This window comes from Streptomyces sp. NPDC007917 (assembly GCF_042959105.1).
Classification (GTDB): Bacteria; Actinomycetota; Actinomycetes; order Streptomycetales; family Streptomycetaceae; genus Streptomyces.
Window position 1 is genome coordinate 331,311 of sequence record NZ_JBIBKK010000007.1, and the last position, 19,689, is coordinate 350,999.

The 19,689-nt window shown below is 72.4% G+C and carries 9 protein-coding genes; 6 read left to right on the forward strand and 3 right to left on the reverse strand.

Annotated elements, in window-relative coordinates:
* Positions 1–19 precede the first annotated feature (19 nt).
* The 5 genes from ACFZDL_RS16590 to ACFZDL_RS16610 all read left to right on the forward strand — a co-directional run bounded on the left by ACFZDL_RS16590 (position 20) and on the right by ACFZDL_RS16610 (position 9,799).
* A complete protein-coding gene (locus ACFZDL_RS16590; protein ID WP_353593388.1) occupies positions 20–2,014 on the forward strand; it encodes an alpha-1,4-glucan--maltose-1-phosphate maltosyltransferase in 1,995 nt (664 codons plus the stop codon).
* Positions 2,011–3,747: a maltose alpha-D-glucosyltransferase gene (gene treS / locus ACFZDL_RS16595; RefSeq protein ID WP_353593387.1), complete on the forward strand. Its 1,737-nt coding sequence runs from the start codon at positions 2,011–2,013 to the stop codon at positions 3,745–3,747. Before ACFZDL_RS16590 ends, treS begins: the two co-directional genes overlap by 4 nt.
* A 299-nt stretch (positions 3,748–4,046) precedes the next feature.
* Positions 4,047–5,606: a maltokinase gene (locus ACFZDL_RS16600; RefSeq protein WP_353593386.1), complete on the forward strand. Its 1,560-nt coding sequence runs from the start codon at positions 4,047–4,049 to the stop codon at positions 5,604–5,606.
* Positions 5,607–5,639: 33 nt separating this feature from the next.
* Positions 5,640–8,207: a 1,4-alpha-glucan branching enzyme gene (glgB, locus tag ACFZDL_RS16605; RefSeq protein ID WP_391191332.1), complete on the forward strand. Its 2,568-nt coding sequence runs from the start codon at positions 5,640–5,642 to the stop codon at positions 8,205–8,207.
* A 122-nt stretch (positions 8,208–8,329) separates the two neighbouring features.
* A complete protein-coding gene (locus tag ACFZDL_RS16610) occupies positions 8,330–9,799 on the forward strand; it encodes a glycoside hydrolase family 16 protein (RefSeq protein WP_353593385.1) in 1,470 nt (489 codons plus the stop codon).
* A gap of 225 nt (positions 9,800–10,024) precedes the next feature.
* Here the strand turns inward: ACFZDL_RS16610 and ACFZDL_RS16615 are convergent, their stop codons facing one another.
* Complete coding sequence (locus ACFZDL_RS16615; RefSeq protein WP_353593384.1) at positions 10,025–13,174, reverse strand: BTAD domain-containing putative transcriptional regulator; 3,150 nt, start codon at positions 13,172–13,174, stop codon at positions 10,025–10,027.
* A 449-nt stretch (positions 13,175–13,623) separates the two neighbouring features.
* Between ACFZDL_RS16615 and ACFZDL_RS16620 the strand changes: the two genes are divergently transcribed.
* On the forward strand, positions 13,624–13,770 hold the full coding sequence (locus ACFZDL_RS16620) for a hypothetical protein (protein WP_353593383.1): 147 nt from the start codon (positions 13,624–13,626) through the stop codon (positions 13,768–13,770).
* A 156-nt stretch (positions 13,771–13,926) separates the two neighbouring features.
* Here ACFZDL_RS16620 and ACFZDL_RS16625 read toward each other — a convergent pair whose 3' ends face one another.
* Positions 13,927–17,751 carry a hypothetical protein gene (locus tag ACFZDL_RS16625; RefSeq protein WP_353593382.1) on the reverse strand — a complete coding sequence of 1,275 codons (3,825 nt, stop codon included), beginning with the start codon at positions 17,749–17,751 and terminating at the stop codon, positions 13,927–13,929.
* 388 nt (positions 17,752–18,139) lie between these two features.
* Positions 18,140–19,522, reverse strand: a complete 1,383-nt coding sequence (locus ACFZDL_RS16630) for a cation:dicarboxylate symporter family transporter (RefSeq protein ID WP_353593464.1) — start codon at positions 19,520–19,522, stop codon at positions 18,140–18,142.
* Positions 19,523–19,689 lie beyond the last annotated feature (167 nt).

A 19,689-nucleotide genomic window follows, 5' to 3' on the forward strand; every position in this document is an offset into this window, starting at 1 on the left:
AACGCCGTCAGGTGATCCTATGATCGGTCGCATCCCCGTCCTGGACATCCGCCCGCTCATCGACTGCGGCCGCCGCCCCGCGAAGGCGGTGGTGGGCGAGACGTTCCAAGTGAGCGCCACCGTCTTCCGGGAGGGCCACGACGCGGTCAGGGCCAATGTGGTCCTGCGCGACCCGGCAGGCCGCTCGGGGCCCTGGACTCCGATGCGCGAACTCGCCCCCGGCACCGACCGCTGGGGCGCCGAGGTCACCCCGAGCGCACAGGGCCGCTGGTCGTACACCGTCGAGGCGTGGAGCGACCCGATCTCCACCTGGCGCCACCACGCCACCGTCAAGATCCCCGCGGGGATCGACACCGACCTGGTCCTGGAGGAGGGCGCGCGGCTGCACGAGAGAGCGGCGGCAGGCGTCCCCAAGAACGACGGCCGGGAGGCGGTGTTGCACGCCGTCGACGCACTGCGCGACGAGCGGCGCCCGGTGGCCGACCGGCTCGCCGCCGCCCTCGCCCCCGACGTCACCGACGTCCTCGGCCGCCACCCGCTGCGCGAACTGGTCACCGCCTCCCGCCCGATGCCCCTGCTGGTGGAGCGGGAGCGCGCGCTGTTCGGGTCCTGGTACGAGCTGTTCCCGCGCTCGGAGGGGGCCGAGGTCGCCGAGGACCGGCGGCCGGTGAGCGGCACCCTGCGCACCGCGGCCGAGCGGCTGCCCGCCGTCGCGGCCGCGGGCTTCGACGTGGTCTACCTCCCGCCGATCCACCCCATCGGCGCCTCGTTCCGCAAGGGCCCCAACAACGCGCTCTCGGCAGGCCCTTACGACGTCGGCTCCCCCTGGGCGATCGGCTCCGCGGACGGCGGCCACGACGCGGTCCACCCCGACCTCGGCACCCTCGAGGACTTCGACCACTTCGTGGAGCGCGCCCGCGAACTGCGCATGGAGGTCGCGCTCGACTTCGCCCTCCAGTGCTCGCCCGACCACCCCTGGGTGGAGAAGCACCCCGAGTGGTTCCACCGGCGCGCCGACGGCACGATCGCCCACGCCGAGAACCCGCCCAAGAAGTACCAGGACATCTACCCGATCGCGTTCGACACCGACTTCACGGGGCTGGTCCGCGAGACCGAGCGGGTGCTGCGCTTCTGGATGTCCCGCGGGGTGCGGATCTTCCGGGTGGACAACCCGCACACCAAGCCCGTGGTCTTCTGGGAGAAGGTGATCGGCGACATCAACCGGACCGACCCCGATGTCATCTTCCTCGCCGAGGCCTTCACCCGGCCGGCCATGATGCACACCCTCGCCGCCATCGGCTTCCAGCAGTCGTACACGTACTTCACCTGGCGGAACACCAAACAGGAGCTCACCGACTACCTCACCGAGCTGACCGGGGACGCGGCCGGATACATGCGGCCCAACCTGTTCGTGAACACCCCCGACATCCTGCACGCCTACCTCCAGGAAGGCGGCCGCCCCGCCTTCGAGGCACGGGCCGTGCTGGCCGCCACGCTGGCCCCCACCTGGGGCGTCTACGCGGGCTACGAGCTGTGCGAGAACACCGCGCTGCGCCCCGGCAGCGAGGAGTACCTGGACTCGGAGAAGTACCAGCTGCGGCCGCGCGACTGGGACGCCGCCGAGCGCGCGGGACGTACCATCACACCGCTGATCAGCTGTCTGAACCGGCTGCGCCGCCGCCATCCCGCCCTGCGGCAACTGCGTAATCTGCGATTCCACCACGCCGACAACGACTCTGTCATCGCCTACTCGAAGCGGACGGGCGACTCGTGCGTGCTCACGGTCGTCAACCTGGACCCCCACCACACCCAGGAGGCGACGGTCTCGTTGGACATGCCGGAACTCGGCCTCGACTGGCATGAGTCCGTCCCGGTGCGCGACGAGCTCACCGGCGAGACCTATCACTGGGGCAAGGACAACTATGTGCGCCTGGAGCCGGGCCGCCCGATGGCTCCCGCGCATGTGCTGTCCCTGCGACCGTCCTCACCGATCGGAGGGTCACCCACCTCATGACCGTAAATGAGCCCGTCCCGGACAAGTTCGAGGACACTCCGGCCAAGGACCGCGATCCCGACTGGTTCAAGCGCGCCGTCTTCTACGAGGTGCTGGTGCGCTCCTTCCAGGACAGCAACGGCGACGGCGTCGGCGACCTCAAGGGCCTCACCGCCAAACTCGACTATCTGCAGTGGCTGGGCGTGGACTGCCTGTGGCTGCCGCCCTTCTTCGCCTCCCCGCTGCGCGACGGCGGCTACGACGTGTCCGACTACACGGCCGTGCTGCCGGAGTTCGGGGACCTCGCCGACTTCGTCGAGTTCGTGGACGCCGCCCATCAGCGCGGCATGCGGGTGATCATCGACTTCGTCATGAACCACACCAGCGACCAGCACCCCTGGTTCCAGGAGTCCCGCACCGACCCGGACGGGCCGTACGGCGACTACTACGTGTGGGCCGACGACGACAAGCAATACCAGGACGCCCGGATCATCTTCATCGACACCGAGACGTCCAACTGGACCTTTGACCCGGTACGCAAGCAGTACTACTGGCACCGCTTCTTCTCGCACCAGCCGGACCTCAACTTCGAGAACCCCGCCGTCCAGGAGGAGGTACTGGCCGCCCTGCGCTTCTGGCTGGACCTCGGCATCGACGGCTTCCGGCTGGACGCCGTACCGTATCTGTACGCGGAGGAGGGCACGGACTGCGAGAACCTGCCCCGGACCCACGAGATGCTCAAGCGGGTCCGCGCCGAGATCGACGCCCACTACCCGGACACCGTGCTGCTCGCCGAGGCCAACCAGTGGCCGGAGGATGTCGTCGACTACTTCGGCGACTTCAGCAAGGGCGGCGACGAGTGCCACATGGCCTTCCACTTCCCGGTCATGCCGCGCATCTTCATGGCCGTCCGGCGCGAATCCCGCTACCCGGTCTCGGAAATCCTCGCCAAGACCCCCGCCATCCCCTCCGGCTGCCAGTGGGGCATCTTCCTGCGCAACCACGACGAGCTGACGCTGGAGATGGTCACCGACGAAGAGCGCGACTACATGTACGCGGAGTACGCCAAGGATCCCAGAATGCGCGCCAACATCGGCATCCGCAGACGACTGGCGCCCCTCCTGGACAACGACCGCAACCAGATCGAGCTGTTCACCGCGCTGCTGCTGTCCCTGCCCGGCTCGCCGATCCTCTACTACGGCGACGAGATCGGCATGGGCGACAACATCTGGCTCGGCGACCGCGACGCCGTACGCACCCCCATGCAGTGGACCCCCGACCGCAACGCGGGCTTCTCCTCCTGCGACCCCGGGCGGCTGTTCCTGCCCACGATCATGGACCCGGTCTACGGCTACCAGGTCACCAACGTCGAGGCGTCCATGAGCAGCCCCTCCTCGCTGCTCCACTGGACCCGCCGGATGATCGAGATCCGCAAGCAGAACCCGGCCTTCGGTCTCGGCTCCTTCACCGAGCTGTCCTCCTCCAACCCGGCCGTCCTCGCCTTTCTGCGCGAGGCCCCGCCGACCGAGGAGGGCGGGGACGACCTCGTGCTGTGCGTGAACAACTTCTCGCGCTTCGCCCAGCCCACCGAGCTCGATCTGCAGGCCTTCACCGGCCGCCACCCGGTCGAGCTGATCGGTGGCGTGCGGTTCCCCGCCATCGGGGAACTCCCGTATCTGCTGACGCTCGCGGGCCATGGCTTCTACTGGTTCCGGCTGCGGGCGGGCGACGCCGCGGGGCACTGGACCGACTGACCGGCGCTCCCACCGCACTCACCGCTCTCGCCGCCTTCGCGGTTCGCGCGGCTCTCGCGGTTCGCGCCGATCTCGTCCGTACGCGCCCATCTCGGGCGCGTACGGGCGTTTTCGACACCACATCCCGGGCAGTCTCCCTACTACCGCAGGGGCGGAGCCGATCGCGTACTCCGTACTCCTCCGTACTCACCGTACGGACGATCCTCGCCCGACACGTCCCGCACCGTCGCACAGTCAATGCCGCAATCCGGGACACTTTGCCCTGATCTGTCGTGTGCCCGGGGAAAGGACGCGACGCCATGCCGGAAGCTTCATTCTCCCGGGGGGCCTCCCCAGGGGCACAGCACCCGCCGACCGCTGTACCGCGGGCCGACCCCCCGCCGGCGACCACCCATGGCACTCGTGCCACCGCGGCCGCGGGCCCCGCCGGGCTGCTCGCCTCCCTCGCTCCCCTGCTCACGGAATGGCTGCCCCGGCAGCGCTGGTTCGCCGGCAAGGGCCGCCCGGTCACCGGCTTCGCCCTCGTCTGCGCGACCGAGCTGCTGCCGTACGCGACCGGCTCCACCACGCCCGGCCTGCTCCATCTGCTCATCCGCGCCCAGCAGCCCGAGCCGCCCGGCCACCGGCACGGCTCCGGCTGCGGACACCGGCGCGGCGCGGCGGCCAGCGACTGCTACCAGATCCTCCTCGGCGTGCGCTCCACCCTCCCGCCCCGGCTCGCCCCCGCCCTCATTGGCCGCCCCAGCAGCGGACCGCTGCACGGCTGGACCGTCTACGAAGCGCTGCTCGACCCCCGTCTCGCCACGCTCCTCCTCGAACGGCTGCGGATGCCCGGCACCCTCGGGCCGCTGCGCTTCCTGAACGAGCCGTCCGCGGCCATCCCCTCGGCGCTGGCGCCCCGGCTGGTGACCGCCGAGCAGTCCAACTCCTCGGTGATCTATGGAGATACGTTTATCCTCAAGCTCTTCCGCCGGGTGAGCCCCGGCACCAACCCCGACCTCGAACTGCCCCTGGCCCTGGCCCGCACGGGCTGCACCCGGGTGCCCGCCCCGGCCGCCTGGTTCGAGGCCGTCCCACCCGTCGAGGGCGCGGGAGCGGGAGCGGGCCCGCGCTCCGACCCCTTCACCCTCGGCGTGCTGCAGCCCTATCTCGCGGGCTCCACCGACGGCTGGCAGCTCGCGCTCGACGCGGTCGCCGCCCGGGACGACTTCACCGACGCCGCCCACGCCCTCGGGCAGGCCACCGCCGAGGTCCACCTGGCGATGGCCCGCGCGCTGCCCACCTCCGTCCTGCGCCGCCCGCAGATCGAACACCTCGCGGCCGCCATGTCCGAGCGCCTGGACGCGGCCGCCGCGGCCGTACCCGCCCTCCACCCGTACCGCGCCGCACTGCACTCCGCGTACGAGGACCTGGCCGCGCTCGGCCGCGCCGGACGCACCTGGACGGCCCAGCGCATCCACGGCGATCTGCACCTGGGCCAGGTGCTGCGGCGGACGGTCGAGGGCGAGGAGCGCTGGTCGCTCATCGACTTCGAGGGCGAGCCCTCGCGCCCCCTCGACGAACGCCGCCGCCCCCAGCCGGCGGTGCGCGACATCGCGGGCATGCTCCGCTCGTTCGACTACGCGGCGGCCGTGAGCGGCCACGACGGCCCGCAGAACTGGGCCGGCCGCGCCCGGGCCGCGTACTGCGCGGGCTACGCGGAGGCTTCCGGGGCCGACCCGCGCGACGAGCCGGAGCTGCTGCGGGCCCACGAGACCGACAAGGCGGTGTACGAGGTGGTCTACGAGGCCCGCCACCGGCCCGAGTGGCTGCCCGTCCCGATGTCCGCCATCCACCGCCTGGCCGCCACCCCCACCTGATACGAGCACCCAGCCCCCTGGGAGGACACCCCCGTGACCGCACGTTCGCCGTCCGACCCGCCCCCGCACGACCCCCCGCCGCACGATCCGCCCCCGCACAACGCCCCGCCGCACGACGCGCAGCCCTACGGCCCCCCGCCGTACGACTCGTCCCCGCACGACCAGCCCCCGTCCGTCCCCGCCACTTTCCGCCCGGACCCCGCCCGGCCCGCCGCCCACCGCGCCGCCGCGCACGGCCCCGGAGACGGCCCCATGTCCCGCTCCTCGTACACCGCCCCGCCCAGCCCGCGGGCGCCGCGGCCGAGCCCCGACCCCGCCCTCGACCCCGCCGATCCCCCGCACGCCAAGGCCGCGCCCCGCCCCGAGGCCGCGTCCCGCCCCGGGACCGCGCCCCCCGGCGGCGGGGGCGTGCGCGCCGCGGCGCCGCTCGGGGACACCGACCGGCAGCGGCTGCTCTCCGGCTCCCACCACGACCCGCACGCCCTCCTCGGCGCCCACCCCGTGCGCGGCGGCATCCTCTTCCGCGCGCTGCGCCCGTCCGCCCGGTCCGTGGCCGTCACCGCCACCGGGCTGCGCGCCCAGTTGCGCCCCGAGGGGGACGGGCTGTTCTCCGGGGTGCTCCCGCTCCGGGAGATCCCCGAGTACCAGCTGCTGGTCGAGTACGAGAGCGGCCAGGCCCCGCAGCACGACCCGTACCGTTTCCTCCCCGCCCTCGGCGAGCTGGATCTGCACCTGATCGGCGAGGGCCGCCACGAGGAGCTGTGGCGCGCGCTGGGCGCGCGTCCGATGACGCACCAGGGCGTGGCCGGCACGCGGTTCACGGTGTGGGCGCCCAACGCGCGCGGTGTGCGTGTGGCCGGGGACTTCAACTACTGGGACGGTACGGCCTTCCCGATGCGCTCGCTGGGCGGCAGCGGCGTATGGGAGCTGTTCCTGCCCGGCGTGGGCGAGGGCGCGGTGTACAAGTTCGACATCACCCGCCCCGACGGGAGCCACACCCTGCGCGCCGACCCGATGGCGCGCCGCACCGAGTGTCCGCCCGCCACCGCCTCGATCGTGCACGCCTCCCACCACGAGTGGCACGACGAGGAGTGGATGGCCCGCCGGGCGGGGCAGCGCGTCCACGAGGCGCCGTTCTCGGTGTACGAGGTGCATCTTCCCTCGTGGCGCCCCGGCCTGACCTACCGCCAGCTGGCCGAGCAGCTTCCCGCGTACGTCAAGGACCTCGGCTTCACCCATGTCGAGCTGATGCCGGTGGCCGAACACCCCTTCGGCGGCTCATGGGGCTACCAGGTCACCGGCTTCTACGCGCCCACCGCCCGCCTCGGCACCCCCGACGACTTCAAGTACCTGGTCGACGCCCTGCACCGGGCGGGCATCGGCGTACTGGTCGACTGGGTGCCCGCGCACTTCCCCCGGGACGACTGGGCGCTCGCCGAGTTCGACGGCAGACCCCTGTACGAACCCGCCGACCCGGCCCGGGCCGCGCACCCGGACTGGGGCACGCTGGAGTTCGACTACGGCCGCACGGAGGTGCGCAACTTCCTGGTGGCGAACGCCGTGTACTGGTGCGAGGAGTTCCATGTGGACGGCCTGCGGGTGGACGCCGTGGCCTCCATGCTCTACCTCGACTACTCCCGCGAGCCGGGCCAGTGGACGCCCAATGCCCACGGCGGCCGGGAGAACCTTGACGCCGTCGCGTTCCTGCAGGAGATGAACGCGACCGTCTACCGCCGCTGCCCCGGCGCGCTGACCATCGCCGAGGAGTCCACCGCCTGGGACGGCGTCACCCGCGCCACCCACCACGTGGGCCCCAGCGGCTTCGGCGGCCTCGGCTTCGGGCTGAAGTGGAACATGGGGTGGATGCACGATTCGCTCGGCTACGTCGGCCATGAGCCGGTGCACCGCAAGTACCACCACCACGAGATGACCTTCTCGATGGTGTACGCGTACAGCGAGAACTACGTGCTGCCCATCTCCCATGACGAGGTGGTCCACGGCAAGCGCTCGCTGGTGTCGAAGATGCCCGGCGACTGGTGGCAGCGGCGGGCCGACCACCGCGCGTACCTGGGCTTCATGTGGGCACACCCCGGCAAGCAACTCCTCTTCATGGGCCAGGAGTTCGCCCAGGGCGCGGAGTGGTCGGAGAGCCACGGCCCGGACTGGTGGCTGCTCGATCCCTCGTACTCCGCCGAACCGGACCACCGCGGCGTACGCGACCTGGTGCGCGAGCTGAACCGGGTCTACCTGGCCACGCCCGCGCTGTGGCAGCGGGACACCGATCCGGAGGGGTTCGCCTGGGTCGAGGGCGACGCGCGCGAGGACAACGTCTTCGCCTTCCTGCGCTTCGCCGCGGACGGCTCGCCACTGCTGGCCATCAGCAACTTCTCGCCCGTCGTACGCCATGACTACCGCATCGGCGTGCCGGACCGCTTCCCCCTGTGGCGCGAGGTGCTGAACACGGACGACGGCCGCTACGGCGGCAGCGGCGTCCGGGGCCCGGAACCACTCAAGGCCGAACCCACCGCCTGGCACGGGAGGCCCGCAAGCATCCTGCCGGTGCTGCCGCCGCTGGCGACGGTCTGGCTGCGGCCGGCCTGACGACACGTACACGCTTCAAGAAACGAACGTGCGCGAGCCATTGACGGCCTCTCCGTGTGCACCTACATAAACGTGAGAGCGCTCTCACACCCCCACACACCGCTTCCTGGAGGTCGTTCCCCGTGAGCACACGCACGAGCACCAGACCCAGGGCACCTCTCACCTCACCCCTCACAGCCGCGCTGGCCGTCGCCGCGCTCGCGCTGGCGGCCCTCGCCACGCTCTTCGGCACCTCGCCCGCGCGCGGCGACGTGCCGCCCGCCGACGGGTGGACCCTGCAGTGGAGCGATGACTTCAAGGGCTCCGCGAACACGCTGCCGTCCTCCGCCAACTGGCAGATAGACACCGGCCACTCCTACCCCGGCGGCCCCGGCAACTGGGGCACCGGAGAGATCCAGAACTACACCAACTCCACCAGCAACCTCAGCCTCGACGGCAGCGGCAACCTGCGCATCACCCCGCTCCGCGACGGCGCGGGCAACTGGACCTCGGCCCGTATCGAGACCCGGCGCGCCGACTTCAAGGCCCCGGCCGGCGGCGTGCTGCGGGTCGAGGGCCGCATCCAGATGCCCAACGTCACCGGGAACGCCGCACTCGGCTACTGGCCCGCCTTCTGGGCGCTCGGCAACCCGTACCGGGGCAACTACCAGAACTGGCCCGGCATCGGCGAGTTCGACTTCATGGAGAACGTCAACGGCATCAACTCCGTCTGGGGCACCCTCCACTGCGGCGTCAACCCCGGCGGGCCCTGCCGGGAGACCACCGGCATCGGCGCCAGCCGCGCCTGCCCCGGCGCGAGCTGTCAGTCCGCCTTCCACACCTACCGCTTCGAATGGGACCGCTCCACCACGCCCAACCAGCTGCGCTGGTACGTGGACGGCCAGCAGTTCCACAGCGTCAGCCAGAGCGACGTCGACGCCGCCACCTGGTCGCAGATGACCGACCACGCGGGCTACTTCCTCCTCCTGAACGTCGCGATCGGCGGCGCCTTCCCCGACGCGATCCAGGGCTCGGCCACCCCCACCGCGGCCACCGACCCCGGCCACCCCATGCTCGTCGACTACGTCGCCGTCTGGACCCGCGGCGGCGGCACCACCGACCCGCCCACCGACCCGCCCACCGGCTCCGCCACCCGCTACCTGGGCAGCGGCGGCACCCTCGGCGCCGCGTCCTCCTCCGCCTCCACCGCGACCCTGGCCTCGGCGGGCGGCACCAACCACGACGGCACGCCCTCCCAGCCGCAGACCTTCCTCGCCTCCGGGCTGAACGCCACCTACAGCGGCGGCGCCACGCAGTTCGACCTGTTCGTGGACGCGGGCACCACCGTGGCCAACGGCCAGCAGGTCCGTATCTCCTACGACCTGACCGGCGACGGCAGCTGGGACCGCACCGAGACCTACCAGTACTTCGCCACCGACCCCGTCGCGGGCTACGAGCACTACACCCAGGCCCGCGGGCTGAAGTCCGCCACCGGCTCGCTCGGCAACCTGAGCAACGGGAAGGTGCGGGTCGAGGTCTGGAACGCCATCGGCAACGGCACCAGCACGGTGGGGACGGGCAACCAGTCGTACGTGCGCATCCCGTTCGGCTGAGTTCCGCTCGTCTTTGTTCCGCGCGGTGGAACGGGTCGCCGAACAATCGCACCGCCGCTGTACTCGCTTCCATACGGCCAAGCAACGGCGGAAGTCAGGAGGACAACATGAAACAGCGGCTGTTGCGGGCGCTCTCCATCGCGCTCATCGCGTGCGGTCTCGTCACCGCGTCCGGCATCACGGCGACGACGGCGAGCGCCGCCCCCGTCTCCAGGTGCTGCTAGGTCACCCGAGCCGGTCGAGTTCCTCGCGGACCCGGCCGGCGTCCGGGTGGCCGAGGGCGTCGAACATGGTCAGCGCCTGCCGCCAGGTGTCCCGGGCGCCGGGGACGTCGCCGGCGGCCAGCTGGGCGCTGCCCAGGCGGTACATGGTCTCGGCCGCCCTGACCCGCTCGCCGCGCTCGCGGCGCAGCTCCACGGCGTTGCGGTAGCAGACGATGGCCTGCTCGTGGTCGCCGAGGCGGTGGTGGGCGTAGCCGAGGCTGTCCCAGGCGGCGGAGGCGCCGCGCCCGTCGTGGGCCTGCTGCAGCATCCGCAGCGCCTTCTCGCAGTGGACCAGGGTCTGCTGGTACTGGCCGACCATGGCGTACGCCCAGCCGACGTTGTTCAGCGCGTACGCCTCCCCGCTGCGCTGGCCGACCTCGCGGTACAGCTCGAGGGTGCGCTGCGCGTGGTACAGCCCCTCCTCGTGGCGGCCCTGCCGCTCGCCCGCCAGGTTGAGCGCGACGTGGATGAGGGCCTGGCCGGCCGGGTTGCCGGTCTTGCCGTGCAGGTCCAGGGCGCACATCAGGTGGTCGCGGGCCCGGTCGTACTGGGCCATCCGCAGATCGGCGAGGCCGAGGCCGTGGTGGGCGTGCGCCTGCCCGGCCAGGCAGTCCGTACGCCGCGCCGCGTCGAGCGCCACGGTGTGGACGACGCCCTGGTCGTGCCAGTGTCCGAGCTGGTCCAGGAACTCGGCGAGCGACCAGGCCAGCTGCCAGGCGTGGGTCTCGAAACCGCTCTCCGCCGCCTGCTGCTGCGCGGCGACCAGCACATGGTGTTCGGCGGTGAACCAGGTCAGCGCCTCGCCGTAGTCGGCGAACGACTCGGTACAGACGCCGGGCTGCGCCGCGGGGAGCGTCAGCGGCGTGCGCTGCGGGGTGAACACCCGTCCGGCGGCGACGGCGGTGTGCAGATAGTGGTCGAGGGTGCGGTGCAGCGCGGCGCGCCGGTCGTCCTCGGAGTCGTACGCCTCGGCCAGCTCCGTGGCGTAGGCGCGCAGCAGGTCGTGCAGCGCGTACTGGCCCGGGCTGCGCTCGGTGAGCAGATGGGCCCGGGTCAGCTGGAGCAGCAGCCGCCGGGCCTGCGGTACGGGCAGCCCCATCAGGCTGGCCACGGCGGCGGCCGAGATGTCCGGGCCGGGGTGCACGCCCAGCAGCCGGAACAGCCGGGCGGCCGCGGTGCCAAGGGTGTGGTACGACCACGAGAACACCGCCCGGACGTCGGTGGTGGCGTCACCGCCGTCGAACGCGTCCAGGCTGCCGCGGGCGTCGTGCAGCTCGCGGGCGAGGGCTTCGAGGGAGAAGCGGGGGTGGGTGGCCGCGCGGGCGGCGACGATCGCCAGCGCCAAGGGCAGCCCCGCACACACGGTGATCACATCCTCCACCGCGTCCGGCTCGGCCGCCACCCGCTCGGACCCCAGTCTGCGGGCTAGCAGTTCGCGCGCCTCGGCGCGGTCGAGCAGGTCCAGCGGCAGCGGCTGGGCCTGCTCCGCGACGACCAGCCCGGTCAGCTCGTTACGGCTGGTCAGCAACACCAGACAGCCGGGCGCCCCGGGCAGCAGGGGGCGGACCTGATCGGCGTCCCGGGCGTTGTCCAGCAGGATCAGCACCCGGCGGCCGACCAGCAGACTGCGGTACAGCGCGGTCTGGGCCTCCACGGTGGCCGGTATCCGGTGCGCGGGCACCTGAAAGGCGTCCAGAAAGCCGCGCACCGCCTCGGAGGGCGTCATCGCCGAGCCGGTCGGCCCGAAGCCGCGGAGGTTCACATACAGCTGACCGTCGGGGAAGCGGTCGCGGACCCGGTGGGCCCAGTGCACGGCGAGGGTGGTCTTGCCGAGGCCACCACTGCCCGCGATCACGGAGATCACCGCCGCGGTGGGCGCCCGTCCGGCCGTGGCCCCTGTCCCGGTCCCGGGCGCCGGGCGCAGCAGCGCGTCCAGCCCGGCCAGCTCCCGGTCCCGCCCGGTGAAGTGGGCCACGTCCGCGGGGAGTTGCTGCGGTACGGCGACCCCGGCGGCCGGTGGGGAGTGGGAGGGGGGCGGCGACTCGGAGGGGGGCGCGGGGGACGGCTCGGGGGAGGTGTCCTGGGAGGGGGAGGGGGCCGGGGCTGGGGTGGCGCGGTTCGCCGCCGCGGGGTCCGGGGCCGGGTCTGGGTCCGGGGTCGGTGACGGGTGTGCGGCAGCCGGGGCCGCGGCCGACGTCGGGTGCGCGGCCGGCGCGGACACCGCCGCTGGGACCGCACCCGCCGGGTATGCAGCGTCCGCCGCTCCCGCTGCCGGGGCCGTACCCGCCGAGGGCGCGACGCCCGTCGAGGGCACGGCCGACGTCAGGTCCGCGGCAGCCGGAGCCACGCCCGCCGGGCGCGCGCCCGCCCCCGCCCCCGACTGCGCGTCCAGCACCTGCCGGTGCAGCCGCTGCAGATCGTCCCCCGGTTCGATGCCCAGCTCGTCGACGTACCGCTGCCGCGTCCCGCGGAACAGCGCGAGCGCGTCGGCCCGCCGGCCGCTCCGGCTCAGCGCCTCCATCAGCAGACCCACCGACCGCTCCCGCAGCGGGTGCTCCGCCACCAGAGGGGACAGCACGGCGGCCGCCTCCTGGTGCCGCCCCGAGCGCAGATCGATCGCGGCGCACTCCTCCACCACCGCGCGCCGCTCCTCCTCCAGGCCCGCCCCGACGGTCTCGGGCAGCCAGCCGCCCGCGACATCCGCGAGCGCGGGGCCGCGCCACAGCTGGAGCGCCGCGTACAGCAGCTCACCGGCCGGGCCGTCGCCGACCGTCCGCGCCTCGCGCACCAACTCCCGGAAACGGTGCAGATCCACCCGCTCCTGGTCGACGGTGAGGCAGTAGCCCTGCGCGGAGGTGGACAGCTCGGTGTCGGGCAGCGCGGCCAGGATCCTGCGCAGTTTGGATATCTGGACCTGCACGGCGTTGCGCGCCGACCCCGGCGGGTCCTCGCCCCATACGGCCATCACCAGCCGGTCCACGGAGACCACCCGCCCCGGCTCCAGCAGCAGCATCGCCAGGACGGATCGCTGCTGGGCGGCGGTCGGGCCGAGTCCCAGCTCGCCCTGCCATATCCCGACCGGGCCCAGCAGACGAAACTCGGTCCCGTGCACGCGCTTCCCCCGTCGGTACCTGAGATTCCCTGCGGCCATCTCGCAGCCTACCCACAGGGACAGGTCAGCGCCGCATCAGCGAGACATCAGCTCCGCATTGCACCCTACGGGCATTGAGGGCGCCGCGGCGCACCCACGCTCACGTCCGGCGCAGACCCCGCCGGGTGGGGAGCCCGCGGTAACGGGGAAGCCCTCTGTACCCAGACAACGGGGGCGGCATGGGGGGCTTGATCCGCGCATCGACAACCGCCGGACCGACCGGACCGCGCCGACCGGGCGGCCGGTACAACCGGGCCCTGGCCGCAGGACTCCTCGCAGTTGGATTCCTCGGGGCGGCCGGCTACAAGGCCGAGGCGGCTGGATGCGCGCCGACAGGCAGCGCTATGGCGAAAGGGCAGCTCATGACGGCTACGGGACAGACTCGCACCCTTCCTCGGATAGGCGACCTCGTGTACGACATCGAGCGCGAGGCCATCGGCCGCGTCGCCTACATCGACACCGGCGGAAACGTCGCCTGGGTCAAGCCCCAGAACGACGGCCCCGAATGGACCGCGCTCCCGGAGCAGCTGCGGCTCGCGGTGGACGGCGAACGCTGACACTGACGCGCTTGCGCGGTCGCGTTTCCGTACGGGTTTCAGCAAGCGCTTAACTCCCGCTGAAGTCTCGCTGATGTCAGCGTCAGCGCCCTTATGCGCCCGCGCCTTCCACGGGGGGAGGCGCGGGATCTCGACTGCCCGCGGTACCGGTATCGCTCAGCACACCTTGCGGTACGGGACCTCCGGGATGTACGTCTTCCAGTCGGCGCGGTGCAGGCCGCCGCCCGCGCGGTCGCAGACGGCGGCGGTGACGCGCTCGGGGTCGACGGCGAGCTTCTGGAGCGGCACGTGTTCGCCCGCGACCAGCAGGGTCCTGCCGTCCTTGCTGAAGGACAGGGCCCGGACGGCGTCGCCCGCGGTGATCAGGGCGGACCCCAGCGGGCGGCTGGACGCGGTGTCCCACAGCCGCACCGTCCCGTTGTCGCCCGCCACGGCCAGGATCTTGCCGTCGGGCGAGTAGGCCAGGGCTTTCACGGGCTCGGCCGTCTCGCGTCCCTCTCCGGTGAGGGTCCCCGAGACGACGCCCAGACGCCGCATCGCGTCGCCGTCCCACAGCGTCACCTGGCCGGAGTCCGTGCCGAGGGCCAACTGTTCGCCGTCGGGGCTGTAGGCGAGCGCGTAGACCGAGTCCTGGGAGGGGGTCGCCTTGCCGGGATGCCCCGAGGGGAGGGCGAAGCGCTCCCCGGACGCCGTGGTGACCAGCCGCCCGTCGGGCCGCACGGCCAGGGCGGCGGAGTCGGTGAAGGCAATCGCGAAGTTGGACCCGCCGACCACCATCTCGGCCAGCCCGGGCACCCGCCGCGTCACCTTGGTACGGCGGTGCACTCCCCACAGCTCCAAGATCTCCGAGAGGCGCCGGTAGGCGATCACCGTCCCGCCGTCCGGGGTCAGCGCGATCGTGTCGACGCCCGGGTCGCTCCCGCCTTTCGGGGTGAGGACGAGGCCGCCCGTCTTGCGGCCCTTGCGCACGTCCCACACCGTGACCCACTCCGCCCGGTGCCAGTCAGTGGCGGCGTCCCGCTCGCCGAACCCATAGGCGAAGGTGCGCCCGTCCGCGCTGAACGCCATGAGCGGCTTGCAGTACTGGCCCTTGCCCCCCGGTTGAGCGGTGGTCCGGCAGTCGGCCGACGGCAGGTCGGCGGCGGCCGACGCTCCGCCGCCGGTGGGCCGCAGTTCGATCCGTTCACGCCCACCCGACGTCCGTACGTCCGCCATCAGGCTCGCGTCGGGGCTGAACAGGGCCTCCCCGTCCCGCTTCGGCCCCCATCCCGGGGCCGTGGCGTTGCCCAGGTAAAGGGTGCGCACCGTGTCGCCCCCCATGCCCTCCTCGCCCTCCCCGTACCGGATCACCCCGTGGTCCGCGTCCAGCGACAGGCCGGTGATTCGCCGACCCGCCAAGGGATGCCGGTAGACCGGCCTGGCAGGGCTGTCCAGCCGCCACATCAGGATCTCCTGGCCATCCGTGGCCGCCAGCAATCGCCCGTCACGGCTGAGGGTGAGGTATTGGAGCCCCGCATGGGTGATGCCCGGCAGTTCCCTTCCCGAGGCCACCTCCCAGCCGCGGACCCCCTTGGCGGTGCTGATCAGCAGCCTCCGGCCGTCCGGAGTGAGCACGGTCTCCGCGCCGTCGGTGTCCTCGGCCGAACCGCAGACCAGGCGCGAGGCGGCCCGGAGCGTACGTATCCGGCGGCGCGCGCGGGCATCCCAGACCTCCAACTGGTCCTGGTCCGAACAGAGCGCGATCCTCCCGTCGTCCGCGCTGAGCGTCGGCTCCTGCATGGTCTCGCTGCGCAGACGGAACAGGAGGCGGCGGTGCCGGATGTCCCACAGCCGGAGCCAGTGCCCGTCCTCCACGAGAAGGGTGCGCCCGCTCGCCCCGAAGTACGCGTCCCCGTCCCCGTCCTCGGTCGGGAGGAGAGGGCCGATGGGTCGGCCTGAGACACGGTCCCGCAGTCGGAGACCGGCCTCCCCGAACGTCACCACCTGCCGCCCGTCCGGGGAGACAGCCGTCGCGGTATCCGACTCGTCACCCGTCTTGAACGAGCTGGTCCGGCGGTGGCTGGGCACGTCCCAGCCGACTATCCGGCCGTTCTCCCCAGAGGCCACGAGCGTCCGGCCGTCGGCGCTCAGCACCGCGGGGTTGTGCGCGCTGACTCCGGAGGCGGTGAAGGTGTCCCGCTCGCGCTGCCCCACCGCCCCCAGCAGCGCCGATCTCGCCTCCAGCGTGTGGCTGACGTCCCACGCCGCTACACTCAGCCGCATCGCCGTCACCGGATCCGCGTACCGCATGTTCTGTGCGACGGACGCGATCCGCCGGGACACGGCCTCCGCGCGGCGCCGCTCGCCCGCCCGGTTCTGCTGCCACGCCACCACGCCCGCCACGAGCGCCAGTACGACCAGCACCGCCACCGAACCCACGAACGCGCGCACCCGTCGGCGCTCCCGCGTGCCCGCCGCCCGGCTGGCGGCCAGGAACTCGCGCTCCACGGGGGTGAGTTCGGCCGAGTCGCCGGGCTCGGCGAACGCCTCCCGCGCCTCCACCAGCCGCGCGCCCCGGTAGAGCGCGCCGGAATCCCGCCCCAGTTCCTCCCAGGTGCGGGCGGCCTCGGTCAGCTTGCGGTGGGTACGCAGCCGCTGGCGGTCCTCGTCGATCCAGCCGCGTAGCCGGGGCCAGGCCGTGATCAGCGCCTCATGGGCGAGGTCGACCGTGCCCTCGTCGAGGGTCACCAGGCGCGCCCGCACCAGGCGTTCCAGCACCAGCGCCGTATCAGCCGCCTCATCGGAGCCGGATTCCAGCCCCAGTTCCTCCCGGTCCACCGGGCGCCGGGTGTCCTGCGCCCCCTCCCCCGGGGTGATCAGCCGGAGCATGATCCGCCGGGCGGCCTCCGCCTGCCGCTCGCTGAGCTCCCCGTACACCCGCTCCGCGGTCAGGGCGATGGCGCCGTGCACGCCGCCCGCCGCCTCGTACGCCTCCTCGGTCAGCGCCCGGCTCCGGCGGCGGCGCCAGGTCTCCAGCAGGGCGTGGGACATCAGGGGCAGACCGCCGGGCTCGTCGACGACCTCCTCCACGATCCTGGCGGTCAACGCCCGCTCGACGATCAGCCCTTCCGCCGCGGCCGGCTTGACGATCGCGTCCCGCAGCTCCGTCCGGCCCATCGGGCCGACCAGGAGCGTGGCGCCGCGCAGCGCGGCCGTCAGCTCCCGGTGTTCGGCGCAGCGGCCGAGGAAGTCGGCCCGTACGCCGATGACCACGCGCAGCCGGCTGTCCTCGTCCTGGGCGGACAGCAGCCGTTCGATGAATCCGGCGCGCTCGGCGGGGTCCTGGCAGAGGGTGAAGACCTCCTCGAACTGGTCGATCACCAGCCAGGTGTCCCCGTCCTCCCCCTCCGGGCCGGGCTTCGGGCCGAGCGCGGCGGCGTGGGTGCGGAGCGGGCGGTCGCCGGGGGTGAGGACGCGGATCACGGATGGGCGGGGTAACGGCGCCGCCGTGCCGTCGCGCAGGGCCGGGATCAGACCGGCCCGCAGCAGTGAGGACTTACCGCTGCCCGAGGGACCGAATACGGCGGCGAACCTGCTCTCCCGCACCAGCTCCAGCAGATCGGAGACGAGTTGGTCCCGGCCGAAGAACCGCTCGTGGTCGCCGGGCTCGAAGCGGGCCAGTCCGCGGTAGGGCGGGGTGGCGTCGTCGTCCTCGGCCGGGAGGCCGGTCGTCTCCTCCGCCGCCTCGCGCCAGCGCGCCTCCCAGTGGGCCAGATCGGCCGGGTCGCCGCCGCAGGCCTCCACATACGCGAGCGTGACCGGCAGCGAGGGGAGTTGGTCCCCGGCGGCGGCCCGGGACAGCGTGGTGAGCGAGTACGGCACCCGCTGCGCCATCGCCCGGTAGGTGGGCCCGCCCGCCTCGCTCCTCAGCTTGCGCAGCTCGTACGCGAAACGCTGGACCGGGCCCGCGCTCGGATCCAGCGGGCTCTCCTTGCGGCCCATGTCTCATCCCCCCACCTTGACGGCCACAACCTCGACGGCCTGGTACGGCCCCAGACGCTACTCCTTTGTTTCGTGGGGCGACGGGGCTGCCGAACAACCGCCGGACCGCTGGAGTGGACCGTACGGGAGAACAGGAAGAGAGGTGGGGGCTCATGCCTCTTTGGGGGCGGATCGCCACGGCGGTCACGGGGGTCGCCCTGTTGGTCGCTCCGTTTCTGCCCTTCTTCCCTGGAGTTCACGCGGAGTCGGCCACGGGGGTCGTGCACGTGTCCGCGGGGTTCTCGGGCGGGGGATGAACGCGGCGCGGCCCTGCCCCGATTCAGGAGGGCAGGGCCGCGGTGTCCGCGCGCGATGCGTGCCGCGCGGGCGGGGTGGGTCAGGGGGTGGGTCAGATGGACGCGTGTTCCTTCGCCGTGCCCGATCCGCCGCCGCGCTGCTCCGGCACCGCCGAGTTCCCCTCGTCGTCCGCGTCGTCCCCGCTGTACGGGGAGTGGTCGTCGACGAGCGTCGTCTCGTCGAACGGCAGCCGGCCGGCGAGCACCTCCTGCATGCGCTCCTTGTCGATCTCCTTGGTCCAGGTGCCGACCAGGACGGTGGCGACCGCGTTGCCCGCGAAGTTGGTGAGGGCGCGCGCCTCGCTCATGAAGCGGTCGATGCCGACGATCAGGCCGACGCCGTCCACCAGGTCCGGCCGGTGCGACTGGAGGCCGCCGGCCAGCGTGGCCATGCCCGCGCCGGTCACGCCCGCCGCGCCCTTCGACGCGATGATCATGAACGCCAGCAGGGATATCTGCTCGCCGATCGAGAGGGGGTTGCCCATGGCCTCGGCGATGAACAGCGAGGACATGGTCAGGTAGATCGCGGTGCCGTCCAGGTTGAAGGAGTAGCCGGTCGGCACGGTGATGCCCACGACGGGCTGGCTGACGCCCGCGTGCTCCATCTTGGCGATCAGGCGCGGCAGCGCGGACTCCGACGACGAGGTCGACACGATCAGCAGGAACTCGCGGGCCAGGTACTTCAGCAGCGAGAAGATGCTCACGCCCGCGACCAGCCGCAGGATCGTGCCGAGCACGAGGAACACGAACAGCGCACAGGTGATGTAGAAGCCGATCATGATGACGGCGAGCGACTTGAGCGCGTCCACGCCCGTCTCGCCGACCACCGCCGCTATCGCGCCGAAGGCACCCACCGGCGCCGCCCACATGATCATGGACAGCACACGGAACACCAGCCGCTGGATGTGGCCGATCCCGCGCAGCACCGGCTCGCCGCTCTTGCCCATGGCCTGGAGCGCGAAGCCGACCAGCAGCGCGACCAGCAGGGTCTGGAGCACCTCGGGCACAGTGAAGGCGGAGACGATCGTGGTCGGGATGATCCCGAGCAGGAAGTCCGTGGTGGACTCGTGGGCGCCCTCCGCCTGGCCCTGACCGGCCTGCGCCGCCTCATGGGTCAGGTGCAGCCCGCTGCCCGGCTCGATGATGTTGCCGACGACCAGGCCGATGGCGAGCGCGACGGTCGACATCAGCAGGAAGTAGCCGAGCGCCAGGCCACCGACCTTGCCGACCTTCGCGGCCTTCCGCACCGAACCCACGCCGAGCACGATCGTGCAGAAGATGACCGGCGAGATCATCATCTTGATGAGATTCACGAAGCCGGTGCCGATCGGCTTGAGCTCCACGGCCGTATCAGGGGCGGCGAAGCCCACCAGGATGCCGAGCCCGACCGCGCCGATCACCGCGAGGTAGAGGTAGTGGATCCGGTCCTTCTTCATCCGCCCGCCATCCGTACGTACGGACTCGGGCGGCGAGGTCTGCGCAGCCACGGTGCTGCCTCCTTCTGCTCTGCCGTCCAGCTGTCCCGGCTGATGCGTCGTGCGGCTCGCACTTCGCCCTGGACGGTCCCGAGGACTATGCACCCCGCCTGTGATGGCGGTCACCC